General features: G+C 70.0%; 14 protein-coding genes and 1 pseudogene. 5 read left to right on the top strand and 10 right to left on the bottom strand.

Annotation, left to right across the window (positions count from 1 at the left end; genetic code table 11):
• Positions 1 to 25: 25 nt before the first annotated feature.
• Both E3T49_RS16775 and E3T49_RS15560 read right to left on the bottom strand, forming a co-directional pair.
• On the bottom strand, positions 26 to 3,163 hold the full coding sequence (locus E3T49_RS16775) for a DEAD/DEAH box helicase (protein ID WP_134425828.1): 3,138 nt from the start codon (positions 3,161 to 3,163) through the stop codon (positions 26 to 28).
• A gap of 144 nt (positions 3,164 to 3,307) precedes the next feature.
• Positions 3,308 to 5,473, bottom strand: coding sequence for a S9 family peptidase (locus E3T49_RS15560; RefSeq protein ID WP_134425827.1), 2,166 nt, complete (start codon positions 5,471 to 5,473; stop codon positions 3,308 to 3,310).
• Between the two features lie 66 nt (positions 5,474 to 5,539).
• On the opposite strand from E3T49_RS15560, the gene E3T49_RS15555 reads away from it, so the two are divergent.
• Positions 5,540 to 6,238, top strand: coding sequence for an HAD-IA family hydrolase (locus tag E3T49_RS15555; RefSeq protein WP_134425826.1), 699 nt, complete (start codon positions 5,540 to 5,542; stop codon positions 6,236 to 6,238).
• 13 nt (positions 6,239 to 6,251) lie between these two features.
• Here the strand turns inward: E3T49_RS15555 and E3T49_RS15550 are convergent.
• Positions 6,252 to 6,638: pseudogene (locus E3T49_RS15550) on the bottom strand (VOC family protein).
• 40 nt (positions 6,639 to 6,678) lie between these two features.
• Here E3T49_RS15550 and E3T49_RS15545 point away from each other — a divergent pair.
• The 3 genes from E3T49_RS15545 to E3T49_RS15535 all read left to right on the top strand — a co-directional run bounded on the left by E3T49_RS15545 (position 6,679) and on the right by E3T49_RS15535 (position 10,600).
• Positions 6,679 to 8,019, top strand: a complete 1,341-nt coding sequence (locus E3T49_RS15545) for an LCP family protein (protein WP_166785585.1) — start codon at positions 6,679 to 6,681, stop codon at positions 8,017 to 8,019.
• Between the two features lie 80 nt (positions 8,020 to 8,099).
• Positions 8,100 to 8,921 (top strand): tryptophan-rich sensory protein, encoded by an 822-nt coding sequence (locus E3T49_RS15540; RefSeq protein WP_241972861.1) that lies wholly within the window; start codon positions 8,100 to 8,102, stop codon positions 8,919 to 8,921.
• The gene (locus E3T49_RS15535; protein ID WP_134425824.1) at positions 8,918 to 10,600 is read left to right on the top strand and encodes an MFS transporter; all 1,683 of its coding nucleotides are present in this window, start codon (positions 8,918 to 8,920) and stop codon (positions 10,598 to 10,600) included. Before E3T49_RS15540 ends, E3T49_RS15535 begins: the two co-directional genes overlap by 4 nt.
• 139 nt (positions 10,601 to 10,739) lie before the next feature.
• Here the strand turns inward: E3T49_RS15535 and E3T49_RS15530 are convergent, their stop codons facing one another.
• Together E3T49_RS15530 and E3T49_RS15525 are read right to left on the bottom strand one after the other, a co-directional pair.
• Positions 10,740 to 11,729 carry an FHA domain-containing protein gene (locus E3T49_RS15530; RefSeq protein WP_174722437.1) on the bottom strand — a complete coding sequence of 330 codons (990 nt, stop codon included), beginning with the start codon at positions 11,727 to 11,729 and terminating at the stop codon, positions 10,740 to 10,742.
• Between the two features lie 2 nt (positions 11,730 to 11,731).
• On the bottom strand, positions 11,732 to 11,995 hold the full coding sequence (locus E3T49_RS15525) for a hypothetical protein (protein ID WP_174722436.1): 264 nt from the start codon (positions 11,993 to 11,995) through the stop codon (positions 11,732 to 11,734).
• 312 nt (positions 11,996 to 12,307) lie between these two features.
• Between E3T49_RS15525 and E3T49_RS15520 the strand changes: the two genes are divergently transcribed.
• Positions 12,308 to 15,859 carry a TM0106 family RecB-like putative nuclease gene (locus E3T49_RS15520; protein ID WP_134425823.1) on the top strand — a complete coding sequence of 1,184 codons (3,552 nt, stop codon included), beginning with the start codon at positions 12,308 to 12,310 and terminating at the stop codon, positions 15,857 to 15,859.
• A 65-nt stretch (positions 15,860 to 15,924) separates the two neighbouring features.
• Here the strand turns inward: E3T49_RS15520 and E3T49_RS15515 are convergent, their stop codons facing one another.
• The 5 genes from E3T49_RS15515 to E3T49_RS15495 all read right to left on the bottom strand — a co-directional run bounded on the left by E3T49_RS15515 (position 15,925) and on the right by E3T49_RS15495 (position 21,817).
• Positions 15,925 to 16,203, bottom strand: coding sequence for an HPr family phosphocarrier protein (locus E3T49_RS15515; protein ID WP_134425822.1), 279 nt, complete (start codon positions 16,201 to 16,203; stop codon positions 15,925 to 15,927).
• A gap of 74 nt (positions 16,204 to 16,277) precedes the next feature.
• Positions 16,278 to 17,963 carry a phosphoenolpyruvate--protein phosphotransferase gene (ptsP, locus tag E3T49_RS15510; RefSeq protein ID WP_134425821.1) on the bottom strand — a complete coding sequence of 562 codons (1,686 nt, stop codon included), beginning with the start codon at positions 17,961 to 17,963 and terminating at the stop codon, positions 16,278 to 16,280.
• Between the two features lie 91 nt (positions 17,964 to 18,054).
• Positions 18,055 to 20,064 carry a PTS fructose transporter subunit IIABC gene (locus E3T49_RS15505; RefSeq protein ID WP_134425820.1) on the bottom strand — a complete coding sequence of 670 codons (2,010 nt, stop codon included), beginning with the start codon at positions 20,062 to 20,064 and terminating at the stop codon, positions 18,055 to 18,057.
• On the bottom strand, positions 20,061 to 21,032 hold the full coding sequence (locus tag E3T49_RS15500) for a 1-phosphofructokinase family hexose kinase (protein ID WP_134425819.1): 972 nt from the start codon (positions 21,030 to 21,032) through the stop codon (positions 20,061 to 20,063). The genes E3T49_RS15505 and E3T49_RS15500 overlap by 4 nt, the downstream gene beginning before the upstream one ends.
• Positions 21,029 to 21,817 (bottom strand): DeoR/GlpR family DNA-binding transcription regulator, encoded by a 789-nt coding sequence (locus tag E3T49_RS15495; protein ID WP_134425818.1) that lies wholly within the window; start codon positions 21,815 to 21,817, stop codon positions 21,029 to 21,031. Before E3T49_RS15495 ends, E3T49_RS15500 begins: the two co-directional genes overlap by 4 nt.
• Between the last annotated feature and the right edge of the window lie 79 nt (positions 21,818 to 21,896).

The raw sequence follows: 21,896 nt of genomic DNA, 5'->3' as shown, positions 1-21,896 counted from the left end.
GGTCGGCCGGGGGTGGCCGTGGCCGCTAACGCTCGAGCAACCCGCGGATATCGTCGGCCGTGAGGCTGTCACCGAAGCCGCGCGGGCCGGGGCCGTCCGGTGCCGGGTCGCCCAGCGCTCTGTCGCCCAGCGCCGGGTCGCCGAGCACCGAGTCGAACAGCTCGGCCTTGCGCTTCTGCAGCGCCATCACCTTCTCCTCAATGGTGCCGGTGGCGACCATCCGGTAGACCATCACCGTCCTGGACTGGCCGATGCGGTGGGTGCGGTCGACGGCCTGCATCTCGGTGGCCGGGTTCCACCACGGGTCGAGCAGGAAGACGTAGTCCGCTTCGGTCAGGGTGAGGCCGAACCCGCCGGCCTTCAGGCTGATCAGGAAGACCGGCTCGACGCCCGACTTGAACCGGTCGATCACCTCGGAGCGTCGCAGGGTGGATCCGTCGAGGTAGCAATAGGGAATGCCCTGGGCGTCCAGCCGGGCGGCCGCCTTCTTCAGGTAGCTCGTGAACTGGCTGAAGACCAGGGCGCGGTGGCCCTCGGCGACGACATCGCCCAGCTGATCGAGCAGGGCGTCGAGCTTGCTCGAGGGTACCCCCGCGTATTTCTCGTCGACCAGGGACGCGTCCAGGCTGAGCAGCCGCAGCAGGGTCAGCGACCGGAACACGATGAACCGGTTCTTGTCCAGGTCGTCGATCAGCCCGAACAGTTTCTGCCGCTCCCGCTGCAGGAACGTGTCGTACAGCGCGCGGTGCCGGGGGTTCAGCTCGATCTCGAGCAGTTGTTCCTGCTTGGGCGGCAGCTCAGGCGCCACGAGCTCCTTGGTGCGCCGCAACAGCAGGGGGCGGATGCGCCGCCGCAGCCGGGCGAGCACCGCCGGGGTGTCGCCGCGCTCGATCGGACGCACGTACTCCTCGGTGAAGCGGCGCAGCGACGGGAAGAGGCCGGGTGCGACGATCGCGAACAGGGCGTGCAGTTCACCGAGGTTGTTCTCCATCGGGGTGCCGGTGATGGCGAGTTTGAAGGGCGTTGTCAGGTCCCGCGCGCACTCATGCACCCGGGAGGCGCTGTTCTTCACGAACTGCGCCTCGTCCAGGATCAACCCGGCCCAGCCGTGAGCCTGGTAGGCCGGGAAGTCGAGACGGAACAGGGCGTAGGAGGTGACGATGACGTCGGCGCCGGCCGCGGCATCCGTCAGCGTGGTGCCGCCGGCGGCCTGGGTGGCCGTGACCACCCGCACGTCGAGGCCGGGCGTGAAGCGCGCGGCCTCGCTGCGCCAGGTGGCGACGACGGATGTCGGGGCCACCACCAGGAACGGCCGCCGGCGGTGCGGCTCGGCATGTTCGGCCTGCTCGGTCTGCTCGCCCGGCTGCGCGACGGCGTGCGCCAGCAACGCGAGAGTCTGCAGGGTCTTGCCGAGGCCCATGTCGTCGGCGAGGATGCCGCCCAGCTGGTGCCGCCAGAGGAAGGCCAGCCAGGCGAAGCCGTGGACCTGGTACGGACGCAGCGTCGCGCGCAGGTCGACGGGCAGCGGGGGCGACTGGACCGGCTCGCTGTGCGCCGCAGGTCCCCCGTGCTCGGCGAGGCCCGCGTGCTCGAGTAGTCCGGACACCGCCGCCCGCCAGGCCACGGCCTGCTCGGTCTCGTCGGCGAGGTCCTCGAAGTCGTGCCACAGGGCAGCCTGATAGCGGCTGATGCGCAGCCCGGTGTCCCATTCCGCCAGGGCGCGGGCCTCCGTGATCAGCTCGTGCAGACGCTCGAACGCGGGCTGCCGCAGTGAGAGGTAGCTGTTGTCGACGAGCAGCAGCTTCGCCTGCCCCTTGGCGAGGGCCTTGAACAGCGGGCCGAAGGGAACGCTCCGGCCGTTGATCGTGACGATCACGCCCAGGTCGAACCAGTCCCGCTGGTCGGTTTCCACGGTGGTGATGGTCAGCTCGGGCGGCTCGGTCAGTTCGCGGTAGTCGGGGCGCCGGCCGCGCACGTCCACTCGCACGCCGGGCAGCCGCTCGAGCCGCGGCAGCAGGTGCTCGGTGAATTCGGCCGCGTCGACGCCGTGCAGGGTGACGGATGCCGCGGCCGGGGCCGTATCGGCACGGTCGGCCTCCTCGAGCAGCCGGGTGACGCTCTCGTGCACGACCCGTTCGGCGGGCTCGTCGCGGGTCCCGGGCACCGGGACGGTGCCGGGGGTGGCGCCGGACTCGGGGCCGGGCGCCGGGAGCAGTGGCAGCCGGGCGACGCGGGCACCCTCGCGGTACTCCCAGTGCCAGTCGAGCGTGAGCGACTGCCTCGGCCGGAACTGCGCGGTGAGCACGAGCAGGGGCGGGTCGGCCTGCGGGAAGCTGACGGAGGCATCCGTGCTCGTGACCGGCAGGGCCCGCCGCAGGGTCGGGTAGAAGTCGGTCAGGAACTCGGCCACCTCGTCGCCGGGCACGAGCGCGGAGGCAGGCCGGCCGAGCAGCCGGCGTTGCTGGGCGCTGAGCGGTGCCCCGGCCGGGGCGAGCGTGAACACGGGGTGTGGACCGAGCAGGTAGCCGTAGACGCCGTGGTCGCCGATGGCCCCGGCGTGCTCGGCGGGATGCGGCACGCCGTCGAACAGGAGCCGGGTGGTCAGGTTCAGGTCGGCGCCGTGCGTGCTGGCGTCCAGGCTCACGTGGGCCGCGCGGCCCACGCTGACGGTGGCATCCTTCTTGCTGCCGGCGAGGTGCAGGCCGAGCACCGCCGCCTGGTCGAACAGGGTCCACAACAGGGGGCTTTCGAAGTCGTCCAGGTAGAGCCAGTCCGTTTCCTGGCTGGTGTAGACGCCGCGCACGGCCCGGTGCAGGGCGAGGACCTGGCTCAGCCAGCGGTGGTGCTCCGGGTTGAGGGTGAGCCGGTTGCGGTGGAAGGCGAGCTGGTTCCAGGACCCCGGCGTGTGCACCCAGTTGCCGCGGGCGCTCCGCATGACCGGGCGCACCCCGAGACGGATCTCGCCCGTGCCCGGTCGCACAGCAGTGAGGGGCCGGGCCGTCGCGCCCCGCCAGCGTTCGCCTGTGCGCGGGGTCTGCTCGCGCAACTCGAACTGCAGGCCCATCGGCACGAACGGTTCGGCGCCCGGATCCGGCTCGCCGGCGGGGGGTGCGGCGATCTGTTTCCAGTCGGCCCGCGCCGGTGCAGACCCGGGCTCAGACATGGCTCCATGCTCTCACGCGGCCGCCCCGGTCGAGCGCCGCCCCCGGTGGTGAACGAATTCGACGGAGATTTTGCTCCAGAACAGCCTTTTCGGGCTGTTTCGGGGCCGCTTTGGGCAGAATCTCCGTCGAATTCGTTAGGGGCGTCAGGCGGTGGTGGTGAGGCTGAGGGCCGGCTCGCCCGACGGATGCGCCCGCGCGGCATCGATGATCCAGGCGAAGTCGAACGCCGCCTCCCGCCACCGGCTGTAGCGGCCGGACACGCCGCCGTGGCCGGCCGACATCTCCGTCTTCAGCAGGACATCCGCCCCCACCTCCCGCAGCCGGGCCACCCACTTGGCCGGCTCCACGTAGAGCACCCGGGTGTCGTTGAGGCTGGTCACGGCCAATATTCGTGGGTAGTGCGTGTCGCGCACGTTCTCCACGGGGGAGTAGCCGCGCATGTAGGCGTACACCTCGGGGTCGTGCAGCGGGTCGCCCCACTCGTCCCACTCGATCACGGTCAGCGGCAGCGACGGGTCCAGGATCGACGTCAACGCGTCGACGAAGGGCACGCCGGCCAGGATGCCCGAGAACAGTTCCGGGGCCAGGTTCGCCACGGCGCCCATCAGCAGTCCGCCGGCGCTGCGGCCCTCGGCGACGAGCCGGTCGGGGGCGGTGTCGCCCCGGTCGATCAGGTGCCGGGCGCAGTCGATGAAGTCCGTGAAGCTGTTGCGCTTGTGCAGCTTCTTGCCGTTCTCGTACCAATCGCGGCCGAGTTCACCGCCGCCGCGCACGTGGGCGATCGCGAAGATCATGCCGCGGTCGAGCAGGCTGAGCCGGGCGATGCTGAACGTCGGGTCGATGCTGATCTCGTAGGAGCCGTAGCCGTAGAGCAGGGTCGGGGCCGGCTCGCCCGGCGTGACCAGGTCGCGGCGGTAGACCAGCGAGAGGGGGATGCGCGTGCCGTCGGCGGCGGTGGCCCACTCGCGACGCTGCTCGAACAGGTTCGGGTCGTAGTGGCCGAGCACGGGCTGTTGCTTCAGCAGTCGGCGCTCGCCCGTGGCGACGACGTGGTCGTAGACCGTCGACGGTGTGACGAAGCTGGTGTAGCCGAGACGGATGGTCGGCTGTTCCCACTCGGGATTGGCCGACGTGCCCACGGAATACAGGGGCTCCTCGAAGGTGAGCTCGACGAAATCGAGCCCGTCGCCGCCCGTCACCCCGTTCACGCCGCTCACGGCGACGCGGGTGAGCCCGTCCCGCCGGTATTCGGCCACCACGAAGTCGCGGAACGCGTCGACGTCTTCCAGCCGCACGGCCGGGTCGTGGGGCAGCAGCATCCGCTTCGCACCCTGCGGTTCCGCGGCGGAGACGCTGACCAGTTCGAAGTTGACCGCGTGGTCGTTGTGCACCACCAGCAGGCGGTCCTCGCCATTCAGCACCGCATGCTCCACGCCGTACTCGACGCCGTCCCGCCGCGGCCAGACCACCGTGAACTCGCCGGTCGGGTCGGCGGCATCGAGCAGCCGGGTCTCGGTGGTCACACTCGAACCGGCTTCGATCAGCAGGAACCTGCGGCTGCGGGTGAGGCTCACGCCCACCCAGAACCGCTCGTCGGGCTCGTGGACGACCGGCACGTCGGCGGAGACCGCGGTGCCCACCTCGTGGCGCCACACGGTGTCGGGGCGCCAGGCATCGTCGATGGTCGTATAGAAGATGTACCGGCCGCTCGGGTCGAACAGGGCGCCCTCGCCGGTGTTCGGGATCTCGTCCGCGAGGGTCTCGCCGGTCGCCACGGTGCGCACCCGCAGGGTATAGCGCTCGTCGCCCTCGGTGTCGACGGCGTAGAGCAGCCGGGTTCCGTCGACGCTCACGTCGGTGCTGCCGAGTGAGTAGAACTCGTGGCCGGCGGCCTCGGCGTTGTCGTCGAGCACGATCTGTTCGCCCGGCAGGCCCGCGGTGGTGGTCTCCCCGGAAAGCGGCTCCGGCAGAAGGGGCGGGGTCCAGTCTCCGGGGTCGGAGATGGGTGCCCGGCAGTGGATGCCGTACTCCTGCCCCTCGACCGTGCGGGTGTAGTACCACCAGGCGCCCTGACGCACCGGAACGCTGAGGTCGGTCTCCTGGGTGCGGCCCTTGATCTCCTCGAAGACCTGCTCCTGCAGCAGGGAGAGGTGCGCGGTGCGGGCATCCGTGAACGTGTTCTCGGCTTCGAGGTGCGCGATCACCTCGGGGCTGTCCTTGTCGCGCATCCACTCGTAGTCGTCGGTGAACACGTCGTTGTGGAAAATGCGCTGCTGCGGTTTCCGGGCTGCGCGGGGAGGAGTGGTCATGGCTCCCAGCGTAGTTCCGGGGGCGCAGACTTGAGGGGTACCCGCCCCACGACGAACGGAACCACCATGACGCAGCCCGCACCCAGCCCGCTCGACACGACCCTGGCGGAGGCGCTGCAGGGGAAGGTCTTCCAGGGGGTGCTGTTCGACATGGACGGCACCCTGGTCGACTCCACCCAGGCTGTCACCCGGTCCTGGCTGCGCTGGGCTGCCGAGGTCGGCCTCGGCCCGTCGTTCACCGGCCCCGAGCACGGGGTTCCGGCGCGTCAGATGATCGCGACCCTGGTGGCCGAGGAGCGGGTGGAGGCATCCGTCACCCGCCTCACCGAACTCGAACTCTCCGACACGGATGGCGTCACGATCCTGGCCGGCGCGGCCGAACTCATGGCCGGCATCCCCGAGGAGCGCCGGGCGATCGTCACCTCCTGCGGCCGTGAGCTGTGCCTGGTGCGGCTCGACGCGGCCGGCTTCGTCGCTCCGCGCACGGTCGTCACGATCGACGACACCAGCCGCGGCAAGCCCTTCCCCGAGCCGTTCCTGCTCGCGGCCGAACGCCTCGGCGTCGACCCCGCGCGCTGCGTCGTGGTCGAGGACGCCCCGGCCGGTCTCGCGGCGGCCCGCGCCGCCGGCTGCGCCACCATCGGCGTCGTCGGCACCCACCTCGCCGCCCAGCTGGAAGCCGACCTGGTGGTGCCCAGCCTCGATCGCCTGCGGGTGAGCGTGCAGGATGATGGCGTGGTGTTCCACCTCGTCACGGGGGAGTAGGAGCCGACCAGGCTCAGCTCTGGTAGATCTCCAGCGGCAGACCGTCGGGGTCGCGGAAGAAGAACATCGCCCTGTGCGTATTCGGGTCCACCCGGAGTTCCTCGCAGTCGACGTTCTTGCCGAGGAGTTCGTCGCGCGCTGCAGGCACGTCGTCGACCTCGAAGGCGAGGTGGCGCAGCCCGAGCGCTTCCGGCCCGCTCCGCCTTGGCGGGGTGTCCGGAAAGGAGAACAGCTCGATCAGGTAGTGGCCGTTCAAGGCGAGCTTGCCCATCCACGACTGCCGCTCGGCCCGGTATTACTCGGCCTCGAGCGTGCACCCGAGCACGTCGAGGTAGAAGGCCTTGGACAGTTCGTAGTCGCTGGCAATAATGGCGATGTGGTGCACTCCGTTGATGAGCATCTCGGCAGTTTCGCATACTCCAGGGGCGGAAGAGGTCAGGATGAAACCGGACAGGCAACCGGGCTCACTGACCGTCGCCCGACCGGCATCCGGTCCGGCCCGTCACCGTCGCCGCTCGCGCTGGCGGAGCCGGGGGCTTCCCGTGCTGCGATTCGCGCTGATCGCCCTGGGCGTGTTGCTGGTCAGCGGCACGGTGCTGGCCTCGGTGTTCGTCAATGAGTTCTCCGCCCGAGTGGCCGGGAACGCCGTCGACATTTCCAACGGGCGAACCGCCGCCGCAGGTGCCGGTGCCGCCGCCGACGGCAGGATTCCCGCTCCGGCCCTGCCCTCGATCACCGCGTTCGACGGCGGCTTCACCGTGCTGATGGTCGGCGTCGACAACTCCAGTGACCAGAGCGCGGGCTACGGTTCGCGCGGCGCCACGCTGAACGACGTGAACATCCTGCTGCACGTGGCCGAAGACCAGGCGAGCGCCGTCGTCGTCAGCCTGCCGCGCGATCTCGTCATCCCGCAGCCGGCCTGCACGGATGCCGACAGCGGCACCGTGTCCGCCGCCGTGTCCGCGGCCCCGATCAACGCGTCCTTCGGGCGAGGCGGGCTGGGCTGCGTGGTCGCCACGGTCGAGCGGCTCACCGGTCTGTCGATTCCGTACGCCGGGCTGATCTCCTTCGAGGGGACCGTGGCGATGGCCGACGCGGTCGGCGGCGTGCCGATCTGCCTGACCGAGGCCATCGACGACCCGTACACCGGGCTGAACCTCCCGGCCGGAGTCAGCGTGGTGGCCGGAGAGACGGCGCTGTCCTACCTGCGCAGCCGCCACGGCGTGGGCGACGGCAGCGACCTGGCCCGGATCTCCTCCCAGCAGGCGTACCTCTCCTCCCTGGTGCGGGTGCTCACCAGCGGCAGCACGCTCACCGACCTGCCGAAACTCTCGGGGCTGGCGAGCGCTACCGCCGTGAACCTCCGGCTGTCTGAGTCACTCGCCACCGTGCCGACCCTCGTGAGCATGGGTCTCGTGCTCACGAAGATCGACCCCGACCAGCTGCTCTTCGTGCAGTACCCCACGCTGCCCAACCCGGAGAACCCGGCCAAGCTCGTGCCGGACCCGGCACTCGCCGGGCGGCTCGTGCAGAAGCTCGCGGCCGATGAGGAGTTCACGCTCGCGCCGGAGTCGCTCGGATCCAGCGCGGCCCTCCGGCCCGGCGGCACGGCGGCACCGGTGACCGCGGCTCCGGTGCCGCCCGCGACGGGCACGGTGGAGCCCGAGAATCCGAGGGAGGCTGCGGGTGAGCCGGGTGAGCCGGGGGAGGCCGAGGTTCTCGCGGGACTACGCGGTCAGACCGCCAGTCAGCAGACCTGCTCGGTGGCGTTCGGCGAGTGAGCCGTGCGGCGGGCAACTGCGGGTGGTCGGAGGCACTGTTACCGTAAGCTGTTAGGCGAATTGATTATTAGGAGACTGAGATGAATGCGATGAGGAAGCGCGCAAGCAACGATCTACTGCGTCAGACGGTGGTGCTGGTGAGCGCGATCCTGGCCATCGTCGGATCATTCATCGGGTCGGGCGCCGCCGGCGGAACCCCGATCCAGAACGCGTCGGGCGGGGCGCTCGCCGCCGACGCCACCCCGATCGCCCCCGACGGCCCGGCCTTCGGCATCTGGACCGTCATCTACCTCGGGCTGATCGCCTACGCCGTCTGGCAGTTCCTGCCCGCGCAGAAAACGGATGCCCGCCAGCGCACCCTGGGCTACCCGATCGCGGCGTCGCTCGTGCTGAATGCGGCCTGGATCCTGAGCATCCAGTTCGACCTGCTCTGGCTCAGCGTGCCCGTGATCGTGCTGCTGCTGATCGTGCTGATCCGGGCCTTCCAGCTGACGCTGCTCTCCCGGCCGGGGAACCTGATCGAGACGATCGTCGCCGACGGCACCGTGGGCCTCTATCTCGGCTGGGTCAGCGTGGCGACCGCCGCGAACGTGACGGCCGTTCTCGTGGCTGCGGGCTTCGACGGGTTCGGGCTCAGCTCCGACCTGTGGGCCGTCCTGGTGATCGCCGTGGCCGGCCTGGTCGGCGTGCTCGTCGCCGTCTACGGCCGCGGCCGGCTCGCCCCGGCCGCGTCGCTGTCGTGGGGGCTGGCCTGGCTGGCCGTGGCCCGGTTGACCGGCAACCTGCTCTCCACCCCCGCGGCCATCGCGGCCAACCTCGCCGTGGCCGCCATCGTGATCGTCACCGTGACCCTGCGCGTGCGCACGCCCCGGTCGGCCGTCACCGGACTGGTCTCCGCGTGAGTACCGCCGTCACCCCGGCCGCGCCCGACGGCGCCACCGCCACCTCGGCCCGGCGGCGCTGGGCCGGCCTCGTCTTCATCAGCGTCGCGGTCGCCCTGATCATCGTGGACTCCACGATCATCAACGTGGCCATCCCCTCGATCGTCGACGACCTGGCGATCACGTCCACCCAGGTGCAGTGGGTGCAGGAGAGCTACACGCTCGTGTTCGCGGCCCTGCTTCTGGTGTTCGGCACCCTCGCCGACCGGTTCGGGCGGCGGCGCATCCTGATCCTCGGCGTGATCGTGTTCGCCACGGCATCCGTTTTCGCGGCGCTGTCGCAGACGGGTGAGCTGTTGATCCTGGCCCGCCTGGTCCAGGGCGTCGGCGGAGCCATGGTTCTACCCACCACGCTCTCGATCATCAACGCCACGTTCCGCGGCCGCGACCGAGGCATCGCATTCGCGATCTGGGGCTCGACCATCGGCGGCATGGTGGCGGTGGGTCCGCTGCTCGGCGGCTGGCTGACCACCTACTACTCCTGGCGCTGGGCATTCGGCATCAACGTGCCGCTGGGCGTCGTCATCATCATCGGCGTGCTGGTCTACGTACTCGAATCGAAGGATGCCGGCGAACCGCGCCGCATCGACGTCGTCGGCGCCGTGCTCTCGGTGATCACCAGCGCATCGCTCGTCTTCGGGCTGATCGAGGGCCGCACCTACGGTTGGTGGTTCACCAACAACCCGCCCGCGGTGGGTGACTGGACCTGGCCGTACGACATCTCGATCATCCCGTTCGTCTTCCTGGTCACGGTCGTGTCCGGCGTGGCCTTCGTCTACTGGGGGCTCTACCGCGAGCGCGCCGGCAAGACCACCCTGCTCGCCTTCTCCCTGTTCCGGATCGCGTCGTTCCGCAACGGCAACATCGCGGCCATGATCGTCTCGCTCGGCGAGTTCGGCATCATCCTGTCGCTGCCGCTCTGGCTGCAGAACGTGCTCGGCTACGACGCCCTGCAGACCGGGTTCGTGCTGCTCGCCCTCGCTCTGGGTTCCTTCGTGGCCAGCGGGGTGTCCGGCGCCTTCGGAAACAAGACCTCGCCCGAGACCATTGTTCGGATGGGTATCGTCGCCGAGATCGTCGGCGTCGCCGGCCTCGGCCTGGTGATCACCGCGCAGTCCACCTGGCTCGTCGTGGTGCCGTTCCTGTTCGTCTACGGGATCGGCGTGGGCCTGGCCACCGCCCAGCTCACCGGCGTCGTGCTCAAGGACGTGCCCGTTGCCCAGAGCGGCCAGGGTTCCGGAACCTCCAGCACCGCACGGCAGATCGGTTCGGCCCTCGGCATCGCGGTGCTCGGCACCGTGCTGTTCACCTCGGTCGGGGCGTCTCTCGACGCGAAACTGGCCGAGGTGCCCGGGCTGCCGGCCGAGACCCAGAGCCAGATCGTCGACGCGGTCGTCGACAGCGCCGGTTCGGTCATCCCGTCGCTGGAGGAGCAGAGCCCCGAGCTGGCGGATGCCGCGCGTGAGGCGTTCAGCGACGGCACCCGGTACTCCGCGTACGCCGCCGCGGGGTTCCTGGTGCTCGGGTTCCTGGCCACGCTGCGCCTGTCCGGCACCGCGCCCCACGCGGAGCCGCGCCCCGAGGACGCGGCCCCCGGCGCGAGCAGCCCCGCGGCCGAGACCGCGGGCGAACCCGTCTAGCCGAGCCCGCGCAGGTGGGCGACTCAGGACATCCGTCGCGGCGCAGGTCAGGGAAGCGGGCGCACGGTAGAACGTGCGCCGGCTTCCACAGGGTGCGCCGCGAGCGGCGCACCCTGTGGTCGGTGCCTGGTGCGGGCGACTAGATCTCGGAGTCGTCCAACGGCCCCGCGTTCGGTTCGCCGCTCGTGCGGGGCCCGGGACCGGGCCCCGTTGCGGTGCCCGTGCGCTCCTCCGCCCGCGCCGCGCGACGGCTCGGCTGCGGTTTCTGCACGGACAGTTCGCCACCCAGTCGACCGCCGAACGGGCGGCCGTGGTCGGCGTATTCCTCGCGGAAGTAGGCCATCCGCCACGGGCCCATCTCGATGCGGGCTCCGGTGCGCAACACCTGACCGTCACGACGGCCCTGCCTCGGCTCCCGTTTGGCGCCGCCGGAGACGTCGCCGAGCGGGTACAGCACGTACTCGTCATTCTCGTCGTGACGAATCTCGGCATGGAAGGGTTGCAGCCCGGCCAGCTGCAGGTCGGCATTCGGGGCCGAACCGATGGTGGTGACGGTCGGGCTCAAATCGAACTCGCGCGGCATCTGGCCGTTCCAGTTCTCCGATCCGATCACGAAGATCAGCCGGGGCCGACCTGCACCCGGGGTGTAGTGGGTCGTGGTCACCCGGCGACGAATGCGCCGGTCGAAGGTCGGCACCAGCGGCAGCAGGGTGGTCGGCGGCAAGGTCAGCGACAGGCTCTCCGACCCGGCCGTGCTGCGTCGCCGCAGCAGCGGAGCCAGCGCGGCCCTGCTCCCGAGGGCGATGTGGGCGGAGCCGGTCAGCAGCCGCTGGATGACGGGCGCTTTGACGGCTCCGAGCCGCACGATCAGCCCGTTCGGGCCCGACACGGAGACGCTGAGGCCGCGTTCCGCCAGGTCGCCGGCCAGACCGCGGAGGTCCTTCAGCTTCATGGTGTTGGTGCGCACGAACATCTCGGGCTTGCTGGCGAAGATCTCGACGTCGAGGCCGCTCGCCTTGATGGTGCCCTGCATCCGCTCGGCGCCCGCCGCATCCGCGGGGTCGCCGGCCGGATCCGGCTCCGCGAGGGAGAACTCCAGATCGATGTCGAGGCGGGTGGTGGGACTCATGGCTACTTGGTGAGCGGTTCGGTGCCGGAACCCTCGCTCGTGGTGACCCGCAGGGTGCCGTTCAGCTTCCAGGTGGCCCGCGGTGCGTCCGGCCCGATGTCACGCGGCACCTCCACGGTCATATCGATGAAGCTGTAGTTGATGACGGCGCTCTTGCCGGTCAGGTAGGACCACATCTCCTTGCCGAGGTCGGTCCAGTCCTTGATGTTGTGGGCGTCGGGGCCGGAGGCGTTGGAAGCGGGTGCGGTGTTTTGGCTGTCAGTCACGGTGTGTTCCTTCTCGCTTGGTTGCAGGGAATCGGCACTCGGTCGTCACACATCGGGCCACATACGGCCAGAATCGGATCAACAGTGAACCGCCGCGCGGGCAACCGTCAGGAGCCTCGGCAGCCGCGTGTGAGCCAACCCTAGTTGAGCGCGGCAGTCGGGGGAAGAGCCCGGATGCACCGGTTCCGGACCGGTTTCGGGCCGGGCCGAAACCGGTGCGGCCCCGGCTCGTGTCAGTGGTCTCGACTAGCCTCGAAATACCCGTGATCGGCGCTTCCGGAGCCGGCTGCGCCCCGCACGAAGGAGATCCGCGTGTTCCTGTCCGGCCCTGCCACCGTCGTTTATTCCGCGAGCGATCTCAGCGCCGCGGCGGCCTGCGAATGGGCCCTGCTGCGGCGGCTCGACGCGAAGCTGGGGCGCATCGACGCCGTCCCCGGAACGGAAGACGCCATGCTCGTGCGCACCGCCGAGCTGGGTGACGCCCACGAGCTGCGCATGCTGCACCGGCTGCGCGCCACCCGGAGCGTCGTGGAGATCGACCGCGGCGACCTCGCCGACATCATCAGTGGTTCGACCACCGGTGCCGCCGTCCGCACCGAGGCTGCCCTGCGCGACGGCGCCGAGGTGGTGTTCCAGGCTGCGTTCTTCGACGGGCGTTTCCTCGGCTATGCCGACTTCATCATCCGTTCAGAACCTGTCGGCAGAGCGCACGCCGCCGGCGACGCGCCCGTGTACGAGGTCTATGACACGAAGCTGGCGCGCTCGGCGAAGATCACGGCGCTGCTGCAACTGGCCGCCTACAGCGACCAACTCGAACGGATGGGCGTGGCGACGGGGGAGAACGTGCACCTGCTGCTCGGCGACGGTCGCACGAGCTCGCACCGGGTGCAGGACATCCTGCCGGTCTACCGCACGCGGCGGGCCCGCCTCGAACGGCTGGTCGACGAGCGTCTCGCCGATACCCGGGCCACCCCGTGGGGCGACCCGCGCTACACGGCCTGCGGCCGCTGCGACGTCTGCGAGGAGCAGGTGCGCCTGCACCGCGACGTGCTCCTGGTCGCGAACCTGAGGCTCGGTCAGCGGGCCCGGCTGCGCACGGCCGGCGTGGAGTCCATCGAGCAGCTCGCCACCCGCACCCTGCCGGTCCCCGGCCTGTCCGACGCCACCCTGGCCACCCTGCAGGGTCAGGCCCGGTTGCAGATCGAGCCGCCGCGTCGCGGCCGCCCGCTCAACTGGGAGATCATCAACCCGGCCGCCCTCGCGGCGCTGCCTGCCCCCGACGCGGGCGACGTGTTCTTCGACTTCGAGGGTGACCCGCTCTATCAGCAGGGCGGCGACGAGGGTTCTTCCGGCTCCGGCTCCGGCACCGGCTCCGGCACCGTCGACTGGGGACTCGACTACCTGTTCGGGCTGGTCGAGCCCGACGACACGTTCCGCACCTTCTGGGCGCACGACCACGCCGAGGAGCGCCAGGCGCTCATCGACTTCCTGGAGTACGTGCGGGAACGCCGCTCGCGGCATCCGGGCCTGCACATCTACCACTACGCCCCCTACGAACGCACCCACCTGCTCTCCCTCGCCGCCCGCCACGGCGTCGGCGAGGACGCGGTCGACGACCTGTTGCGTGCGAACGTGCTGGTGGACCTCTACCCGATCGTGCGTCAGGGGCTGCGCATCGGCAGTCGCAGCTACTCGCTCAAGAAGCTCGAGCCGCTCTACATGGGCGCCGAGGAGCGGGAGGGCGTGGCCAACGCCGCCGACTCGATCACCGAATACGTGCGCTCGCGCAGCCTGCTGGCCGCGGGGCAGACGGATGCCGCCCGGCAGATCCTGCATGACATCGCCCGCTACAACGCGTACGACTGCCGCTCCACCCTGCGGCTTCGCGACTGGCTGCTGGCGCGAGCGGCCGAGCAGACGGGCGACGCCGCGGAGCCGGCGGCGATCCTGGCGGCCCTGACCCTGCCGGTGCGGGAGCCCGATCCGGTCTACCTCGAACTCTCCGCTCTCCTGGCCGAGGTGCCGCCGGCCGACCGCACGGCCGACCAGACCGCCCTCGCTCTCGCCTCCGCGGCGATCGACTACCACCGGCGGGAGCAGAAGTCCTTCTGGTGGGACCACTACAGCCGCCTCAGCGCGCCCGTGGACGACTGGGCCGACACCAGGGATGTGCTCGTCGTCGAGTCGGCCACGGTGCACCTGGGCTGGCACCGGGAAGGCCGCCAGGCCCTCGACCGCCGGGTGCTGCGACTGACAGGGGCGCTCGCGCCGGGCAGCTCGATCAAGGTCGGGCAGCAACCCTTCCTCCTCTACGACCCGCCGTATCCGCCGATCCGGCGCAGCGACGCCCCCGGCGCCCGCACCGCGCACAACAAGGCGACCGTGGTCGACGTGATCGACGAGTCCGTGTTCCTGGTCGAGGAGGTGCTCGAGCGCGACGCGCCCGCACACCGGCAGCTTCCGATCGCCCTGACGCCGGGCACCCCGCCGCCGGCCGGCAGCCAGGTCACCGCCATCTCGGAGTGGGGACGCGCCGTGCTGGACGCCTGGCCGGATCCGTTGCCGGATGCCGCCTTCGACCTGTTGCGCCGCACACCGCCCCGTCTGCACGGTGGGGTCGGTCTGGCCCAGCCCGGCCTCCGTGAGGGCGGGGGAGAAGACGGCGGCGACGTGCGAACAGCCATCCGCGACTCCCTGCTCGCACTCGACCGGTCCTACCTGGCCGTGCAGGGTCCTCCGGGAACCGGCAAGACCTTCGTGGGGTCGCGGGTGATCGTCGACCTCGTGGTTCGGCACGGCTGGCGCATCGGGGTCGTCGCCCAGTCGCATGCCGCGGTCGAGAACATGCTCCGGGCGGTGCTTGCCGCGGGGGTCGATGCCGGGCTGGAGCCCGGTCAGGTCGGCAAGAAGCCGAAGAACGGCGAGGAGAAGAAGCCCGTGCCGTGGACCCCACTGGATTCCAAGACGTTCGGCCGGTTCACGGGCCAGTCCGGCGGCTGGGTGCTCGGCGGCACAGCCTGGGACTTCAGCAACGCCGACCGGGTGCCGCGCGGATCCCTCGACCTGCTCGTGGTCGACGAGGCCGGGCAGTTCTCGCTGGCCAGCACCATCGCCGCCGCCGTGGCGGCAGAGCGGCTGCTGCTCCTGGGCGACCCTCAGCAGTTGCCCCAGGTCAGCCAGGGCACGCATCCCGAACCCGTCGACGGCTCAGCGCTCGGCTGGCTCAGCGACGGACACCAGGTGCTCCCGCCGGAGTTCGGCTATTTCCTGAAGACCAGCTGGCGCATGCATCCGAGCGTGTGCGCGCCCGTGTCGGCGCTGTCCTACGAGGGCCGGCTGCTCTCTCACCCCTCGGACCGATTCCTCGACGGAGTCGAGCCGGGTCTGCACCCGATACCCGTGCCGCACTCGCTGAATTCCACGTCGTCGGTCGAGGAGGCCGAGGCCGTGGTCTCGCTGGTGAGCGGCCTGCTCGGCCGCCCGTTCACCTCCGGAGGCCGCACCCGACCGTTGGGCCAGGGGGACGTGATCGTCGTCGCCCCCTACAACGCGCAGGTCGAGCTGCTCCGCACGCGCCTGGGTCAGGCCGGGCTCGGCGAGGTGCCCGTCGGTACGGTCGACAAGTTCCAGGGTAAGGAGGCGGCCGTGGCGATCGTCTCGCTGGCCGCGTCGTCGGCGCAGGAGGTGCCGCGAGGCCTGGAGTTCCTGCTGCTGGCCAACCGGCTTAACGTGGCCGTCTCCCGGGCGCAGTGGGCGGCCTGGCTTGTCTACTCGCCCGCGCTGACCGAGACTCTGCCGACCAGTGTGGCGGCGCTCGCCCAGCTGAGCGCGTTCATCACCCTGGTCACGCCGGCACCTGCCTGACCCACCGAAAAGGCACCCTCGCTCCGCCGTTACGGCGCGGAACGAGGGTGCCTTCTGAATTCGTGTTACTCGGCGTCGAGGTCCGTTTCGAGGAGCTTGACGAGGGACTCGAGTGCGGCATCCGCTCCGTCGCCTTCGGCGCGCAGAACGACGACGTCGCCGTTGGACGCACCCAGGCTCATCAGCGACAGGATGCTCGAGGCATCCATCGCGTCTTCGGCCGGGTCGGTCTCGAGGGCGATGGTGACCTCGATGGTCAGTTCGCCGACGGCCGCCGCGAAGATCGAGGCGGGGCGTGCGTGCAGGCCGACGCGACTCGCGATGGTTGCTTTACGTTCGGACATGGTTCCTCCTAATTGGTGCCCGGCGAAGGGGTGGCTCGCCGGTGATGGTGCGATGCGACGGGTGTCCGAAGCGGCTAGAGACCCAACTCTTCAAGTATGGGCAATTCTGCGCGCACCTTGGTACGCGCCTCGTCCGAATTCCGGGCCGAAACCGCGAGGTGGGCGAGTTTCTGCGCCTGTTCGAGCGTGACGGACTTCAGCACGGCACCCACAGCGGACATCGACCGGCTCGTCATGGACAGGGTGTTGACGCCCAGTCCGACGAGCACGACCGCGAGAACGGGGTCGGCGGCGGCTTCTCCGCAGACGCCGACGGGCTTGTTGTTGCCCTCAGCGATCGATCCGGCCACGGTGAGCTGGATCAGTTGCAGCACGGCAGGCTGCCACGGCGAGTTCAGCGCGGCGAGCGTGCCCAGCTGCCGGTCGGCGGCCATCGTGTACTGGGTGAGGTCGTTCGTGCCGAGGCTGACGAATTCCGCCTCGGTCAGGATGCTCGCGGAGCGGAGCGCTGCGGAGGGAACCTCGACCATGACGCCGGGGGTCTTCAGGCCGGCGACGCGGCACATGGCGGCGAAATCGGCAGCCTCGTCGACCGTGGCGATCATCGGCGCCATCACCCAGACCACGGCGGAGGACGCCTGCGCTGCGGTGGCGATGGCAGTGAGCTGGCGCTTGAGCACGCCGGGGCTGGTCAGGTCGGTGCGATAGCCGCGCACGCCGAGCGACGGGTTGGGCTCGGTGCTGTCGGTGAGGAACGGGAGGGGCTTGTCGGCGCCGGCGTCGAGCGTGCGCACAACGACCTTCTTGCCGGGGAACGCGTCGAAAACGCCCTTGTAGGCGACGACCTGTTCGTCGATGGTGGGTTCGGTGTCGCGCTCGAGGAAGCAGAACTCGGTGCGGAGCAGCCCCACGCCCTCGGCGCCGGCGGCGGCGGCCTTGACCGCGTCAGCGGCCCCGCCCACGTTGGCCAGCAGGGGAACGAGGTGGCCGTCGGCGGTGCTGCCGGTGCCGTCGAACACGGACAGGCTGGCGGCGACATGCTCCCATGCCGTGACCGCGGTGCGCTGTTCGTCGCCCGGGCCGACCAGGAGGGTGCCCGCGGCGCCGTCCACGTAGACCTCGGTGCCGTCGGTGAGGGCTTCCACGCCGGCCGCGGCGACGACGGCCGGCAGGCCGAGGGCGCGCGCGATGATCGCGGTGTGCGACTGCGGTCCGCCGCCGCTGGTGACCAGGGCGAGGACCTTGTTCGGGTCGAGGGTGGCGGTGTCCGCCGGGGCGAGATCTTCGGCGACGAGCACGAAGGGCACATCGGACTGCGGGATGCCGGGGGCGGTGACGCCGCGCAGCTCGGCGACGATCCGGGCCCGTACATCGAGGACATCCGTGGCCCGTTCGGCCATGTAACCGCCGAGGTTGTGCAGCATCTCGGCGACGGATGCGCCGGACTCCCAAATTGCGCGTTCGGCCGACGTTCCGGTGGCGATTAATTTCACTGCAGCTTTTATCAGCATCGGGTCGGTGGCCATCAGCGCGGTGGCCTCGAGAACCGACTTGCTGGCACCGGTGGCTTCCTCGGCGCGGCGTTGGAGCTCCGCCTGAACGACCTTGGCGGCCGCTCGTAGCTCGACGGTCGCCACTTCGGGCGTTGTCGCCGCTTCCAGGCGTTCACCTGCCGGAGGTTCGCTGATCGGTTTGGGCATCTGGCGAACGGATCCGATGATCCGGCCGGGGCTTACGCCTACACCAGTGAAATTCTGCACGGGACAACCTCTATTCTTGCGCAGCAAAAATACTGCGCTATTGATGCTACGCGTCGGCCGCCCCGAATTGCTCGGGGCGGCCGACGTGCTGTTAAGCGTTGACCAGGGCGGGCGCTGCTGCGTTCGCGATGACCAACGGTGTCTTTCGAGCGTAACGCTTCAGAACGATCACCAGGAGTGCCGCGATGACGGTACCGATCGCGATCGCCAGGGCGAAGAGAGCGAAACTGTCGATGGCGAAGAAGACGAACATCCCGCCGTGCGGGGCCTTGGAGGTGACACCCCAGGCCATCGAGAGAGCACCCGTCACTCCGGCGCCGACCATGGAGGCCGGGATCACGCGGAACACGTCTGCGGCAGCGAACGGGATGGCGCCTTCGGAGATGAACGACGCACCCAGCAGCCAGGCGGCCTTGCCGTTTTCGCGCTCCGCTACGGAGAACAGGCGGCGGTCGAGCACCGTGGCCAGAGCCATGGCGAGCGGCGGAACCATGCCGGCAGCCATGACCGCGGCCATGATCTCCCACGGCGCCTGGTTGGCGACGGTTGCCGTGCCGAGACCGGCGACAGCGAAGGCGTAGGCAACCTTGTTGACCGGACCGCCGAGGTCGAAGCCCATCATGAGGCCCAGGATCAGGCCCAGCAGGATGGCGGAGGCGCCGGTCATGCCGGACAGCCACTCGTTCAGGGCGGTGGTCAGCAGCGCGATCGGGCCACCGAGAACCAGGAACATCAGGCCCGAGGCGACGATCGACGCGACCAGCGGGATGATGACGACGGGCATCAGGCTGCGGAGCCAACGAGGAACGTCGAGCTTCGCGAAGCTGGCGGCCGCGAGACCGGCCAGCAGACCACCGGCGATGCCGCCGAGGAAGCCGGCACCCATGAACCCGGCGACGGCACCGGCGACGAAACCGGGGGCGATTCCGGGGCGGTCGGCGATCGCGTAGGCGATGTACCCGGCCAGTGCCGGGACCAGGAAGCCCATCGACAGGGCGCCGATCTTGAAGAAGACGGCTCCCAGGTAGGTGAGCATGCCCCCTTCCGGCAGGTTGAACAGGCTGTTCTGCAGGGTGACCGTGTCGGCGACCTCGGTGATCTCGTAGCCTCCGAGGAGGAATCCGAGGGCGATCAGCAGACCTCCACCGGCGACGAACGGGATCATGTAGCTGACACCGGTGAGCAGGGCGCGCTTGACCTTCTGGCCGAAGTGCTCGCTGGTCTCCGCGGCCTCGGCCGCACTGACGGTGCCGCCGACGCGGCGGGCGTTGGGGTTCTCGGCCGCGGCCAGCGCATCCTTGATGAGCTTGGCCGGCTCGTCGATGCCGCGCTTGACGGGCACCTGGATGACCGGCTTGCCGGCAAAACGCTCACGACCGCGAACGTCGACGTCGACGGCGAAGATGACGGCGTCGGCTGCGGCGATGACAGCCGGGTCGAGCATCGTGAGTCCGGCGGAACCCTGGGTCTCAACCTGGAGGTCGACGCCGGCAGCCTTGGCCGCGGCGACGAGGGACTCGGCCGCCATGTAGGTGTGGGCGATCCCGGTCGGGCACGCGGTGACGGCCACGATGCGCTTCACGTCGGCGGATGCCCCGCCGGGCGTGCTGCCGACGTTGGCGTGGGCGGCACCTCCGGCGGCAACGGGGGTCGGTGCGACGACGCTGGTGACCAGTTCGACGATCTCCGCCTGGGTCTTGGCGGCGCGCAGAGCGGCGGTGAAGGGGGCCTTCATCAGCGAGCGGGCCAGCTTGGCCAGGATTTTAAGGTGTTCCTGGTCCGCGCCCTCGGGAGCGGCGATCAGGAAGACGAGGTCCGCGGGACCGTCGGCGGCGCCGAAGTCGACCGGGGACGTCAGGCGGGCCAACGCCAGCGTCGGCTCCTTAACGGCCGCCGAGCGGCAATGCGGGATGGCCAGGCCGCCGGGGATGCCGGTGGCCGTCTTCGCTTCGCGGGCCAGGGCGTCTGCGTAGAGGCTCTCGATCTCGGTGGCGCGGCCGGCTCCGACGACGAGCTCGGCAAGATGCCGGATTACGCTCGAAGGTGCGGCTCCAAGGTTCTTATCCAGAGCAACAAGCTCCGGGGTGATCAGTGCACTCACTGGACATCCTCCTTTGGATGGGTGTTGAGCAACGTCAGGGTGACGTCACCCGGTCTGGTTTGGTGCAGTGCCGGAACAGTCGATCCGGGCAGGGAGGCGGCTGCGGCCCCGTGGGCTGCAGCCTGGCGAAGAGATTCGGGGGCGGTGTCGCCGGCGATCGTGCTGAGCAGGAAACCGGCGAGGGCCGAATCGCCGGCGCCGACGGTGCTGACAGCGACCATGGGTGGGGTCTGGGCGAGCCAGGCGCCGTCTTTCGTCACCAGCACGGCGCCCTTGGAGCCGAGGGTGGCCAGGACGGCTCCGACGCCGGTGGCGACGAGTCGCTGGGCGGCGCGGGCCACCAGCACGGGGTCACCCTCGAGGCTGTCCGGGTCAGGCAGACCCGTGAGTTCGGCCAGCTCCTCCGCATTGGGCTTGATCAGATCGGGCCCGGCCGTGACGGCGGCGGCGAGGGGGGCTCCGGATGAGTCGACCGCGACTTTCGGGGCGTGCGCGCCGAACCGGCTGCGCAGCTCGCGGGTGATCGCGGCGTAGAAGTCCACGGGCACGCCCGGCGGCAGCGATCCGGCCAGAACGAGCCAGTCGGCACCCTCGGCCTTGTGCAGGACGAGTTCGATGAGTTCGCTCTGCTGGGCGGCGCTCAGCACGGGGCCGGGCACGTTGACCTTGGTCGTGGTGCCGTCGTTCTCGGTCAGCGCGATGTTGCTGCGGATCGTGGCGCCGATGGCCATTCCGAGGTGGGGAACCCCCGCGGCGCGGAGGGCGACCAGCACCGGGTCCAGACCGTCACCGGGGAGGATGGCGAGGCTCGGCACATCCGACGCGACGAGGGCGCGCACGATGTTCACGCCTTTGCCGCCCGGCTCTTCGTGGGAGGAGCCGGCTCGCTGCACCTCGCCGCGGGCCAGAGGGGCGCGGAGCTCGATGGTGCGATCCAGGCTCGGATTCGGGGTAAGCGTGATGATCACGCGATCACAACCTCAACGTCGGCCGCGGCCAGGGCTGCGGCAAGTTCATTAGATGGGAGGGCGTCCGTGATCAGCACGTCGATGTCGCCCAGGGCCGCGAAGCGGATCAGGGTTTCCTTGTCGAGCTTGGAGGAGTCGGCGAGCGCGACGACGCGACGGGCCGAACGAACGATGGCTGTCTTCACGGCGGACTCAATCGCATCCGGGGTGCTGAAACCGAACTCGGCATGCACACCGTTGGCGCCGACGAAGGCGATGTCCGGGCGCAGTGCATCCAGTTGGGCGATGGTGCTGGGGCCGACGACGGCGCGGGTGAGGCCGCGCACCCGGCCGCCGAGGATGTAGATCTGGATTGCCGGGTTGGCGGCGAGCTTGGTGGCGATCGGCACCGCGTTGGTGATCACGAGGAGCTCGTCGGCGGGAGCAGCGGGGGCCCAGTCAACGAGGAGATCGGCGAGCAACTCGGTCGAGGTGCCGGCGTCGAGCAGGATTGATCCGGTCTGGCTCGCCGGGATCAGGGCGAGGGCCGCGGCCGCGATGCGCTGCTTCTCATCACTGTGCTGGGTCTGTCGCTCTTCGAGGCTGAGCTCCGCCATGCTCTGGCGGTCGAACGAGACGGCGCCACCGTGAACGCGGCGAAGCTGGCGCGAGCTCTCCAGGGTGTCGAGATCGCGGCGCACCGTTTCCGGGGTGATGTCGAAGCGGGTGGCGAGGTCACTGACCGTGACCCGGTTCGAACTGGCGACCAGATCGACGATCAGGGCCTGACGCTCTTCTGCGAACATTTTCGACCTCCTCGACGCTGAATTGAAGAATACGAAAATCGTACCTGTGTTTGTTTTTGTTTGTCAAGAAAAACACAGA

This window comes from Cryobacterium cryoconiti (assembly GCF_004403065.1).
GTDB classification, from domain to species: Bacteria; Actinomycetota; Actinomycetes; order Actinomycetales; family Microbacteriaceae; genus Cryobacterium; species Cryobacterium cryoconiti.
The sequence above is the reverse complement of the archived record's forward strand: the minus strand, read 5'-3'. Positions and strand labels throughout refer to the sequence as shown.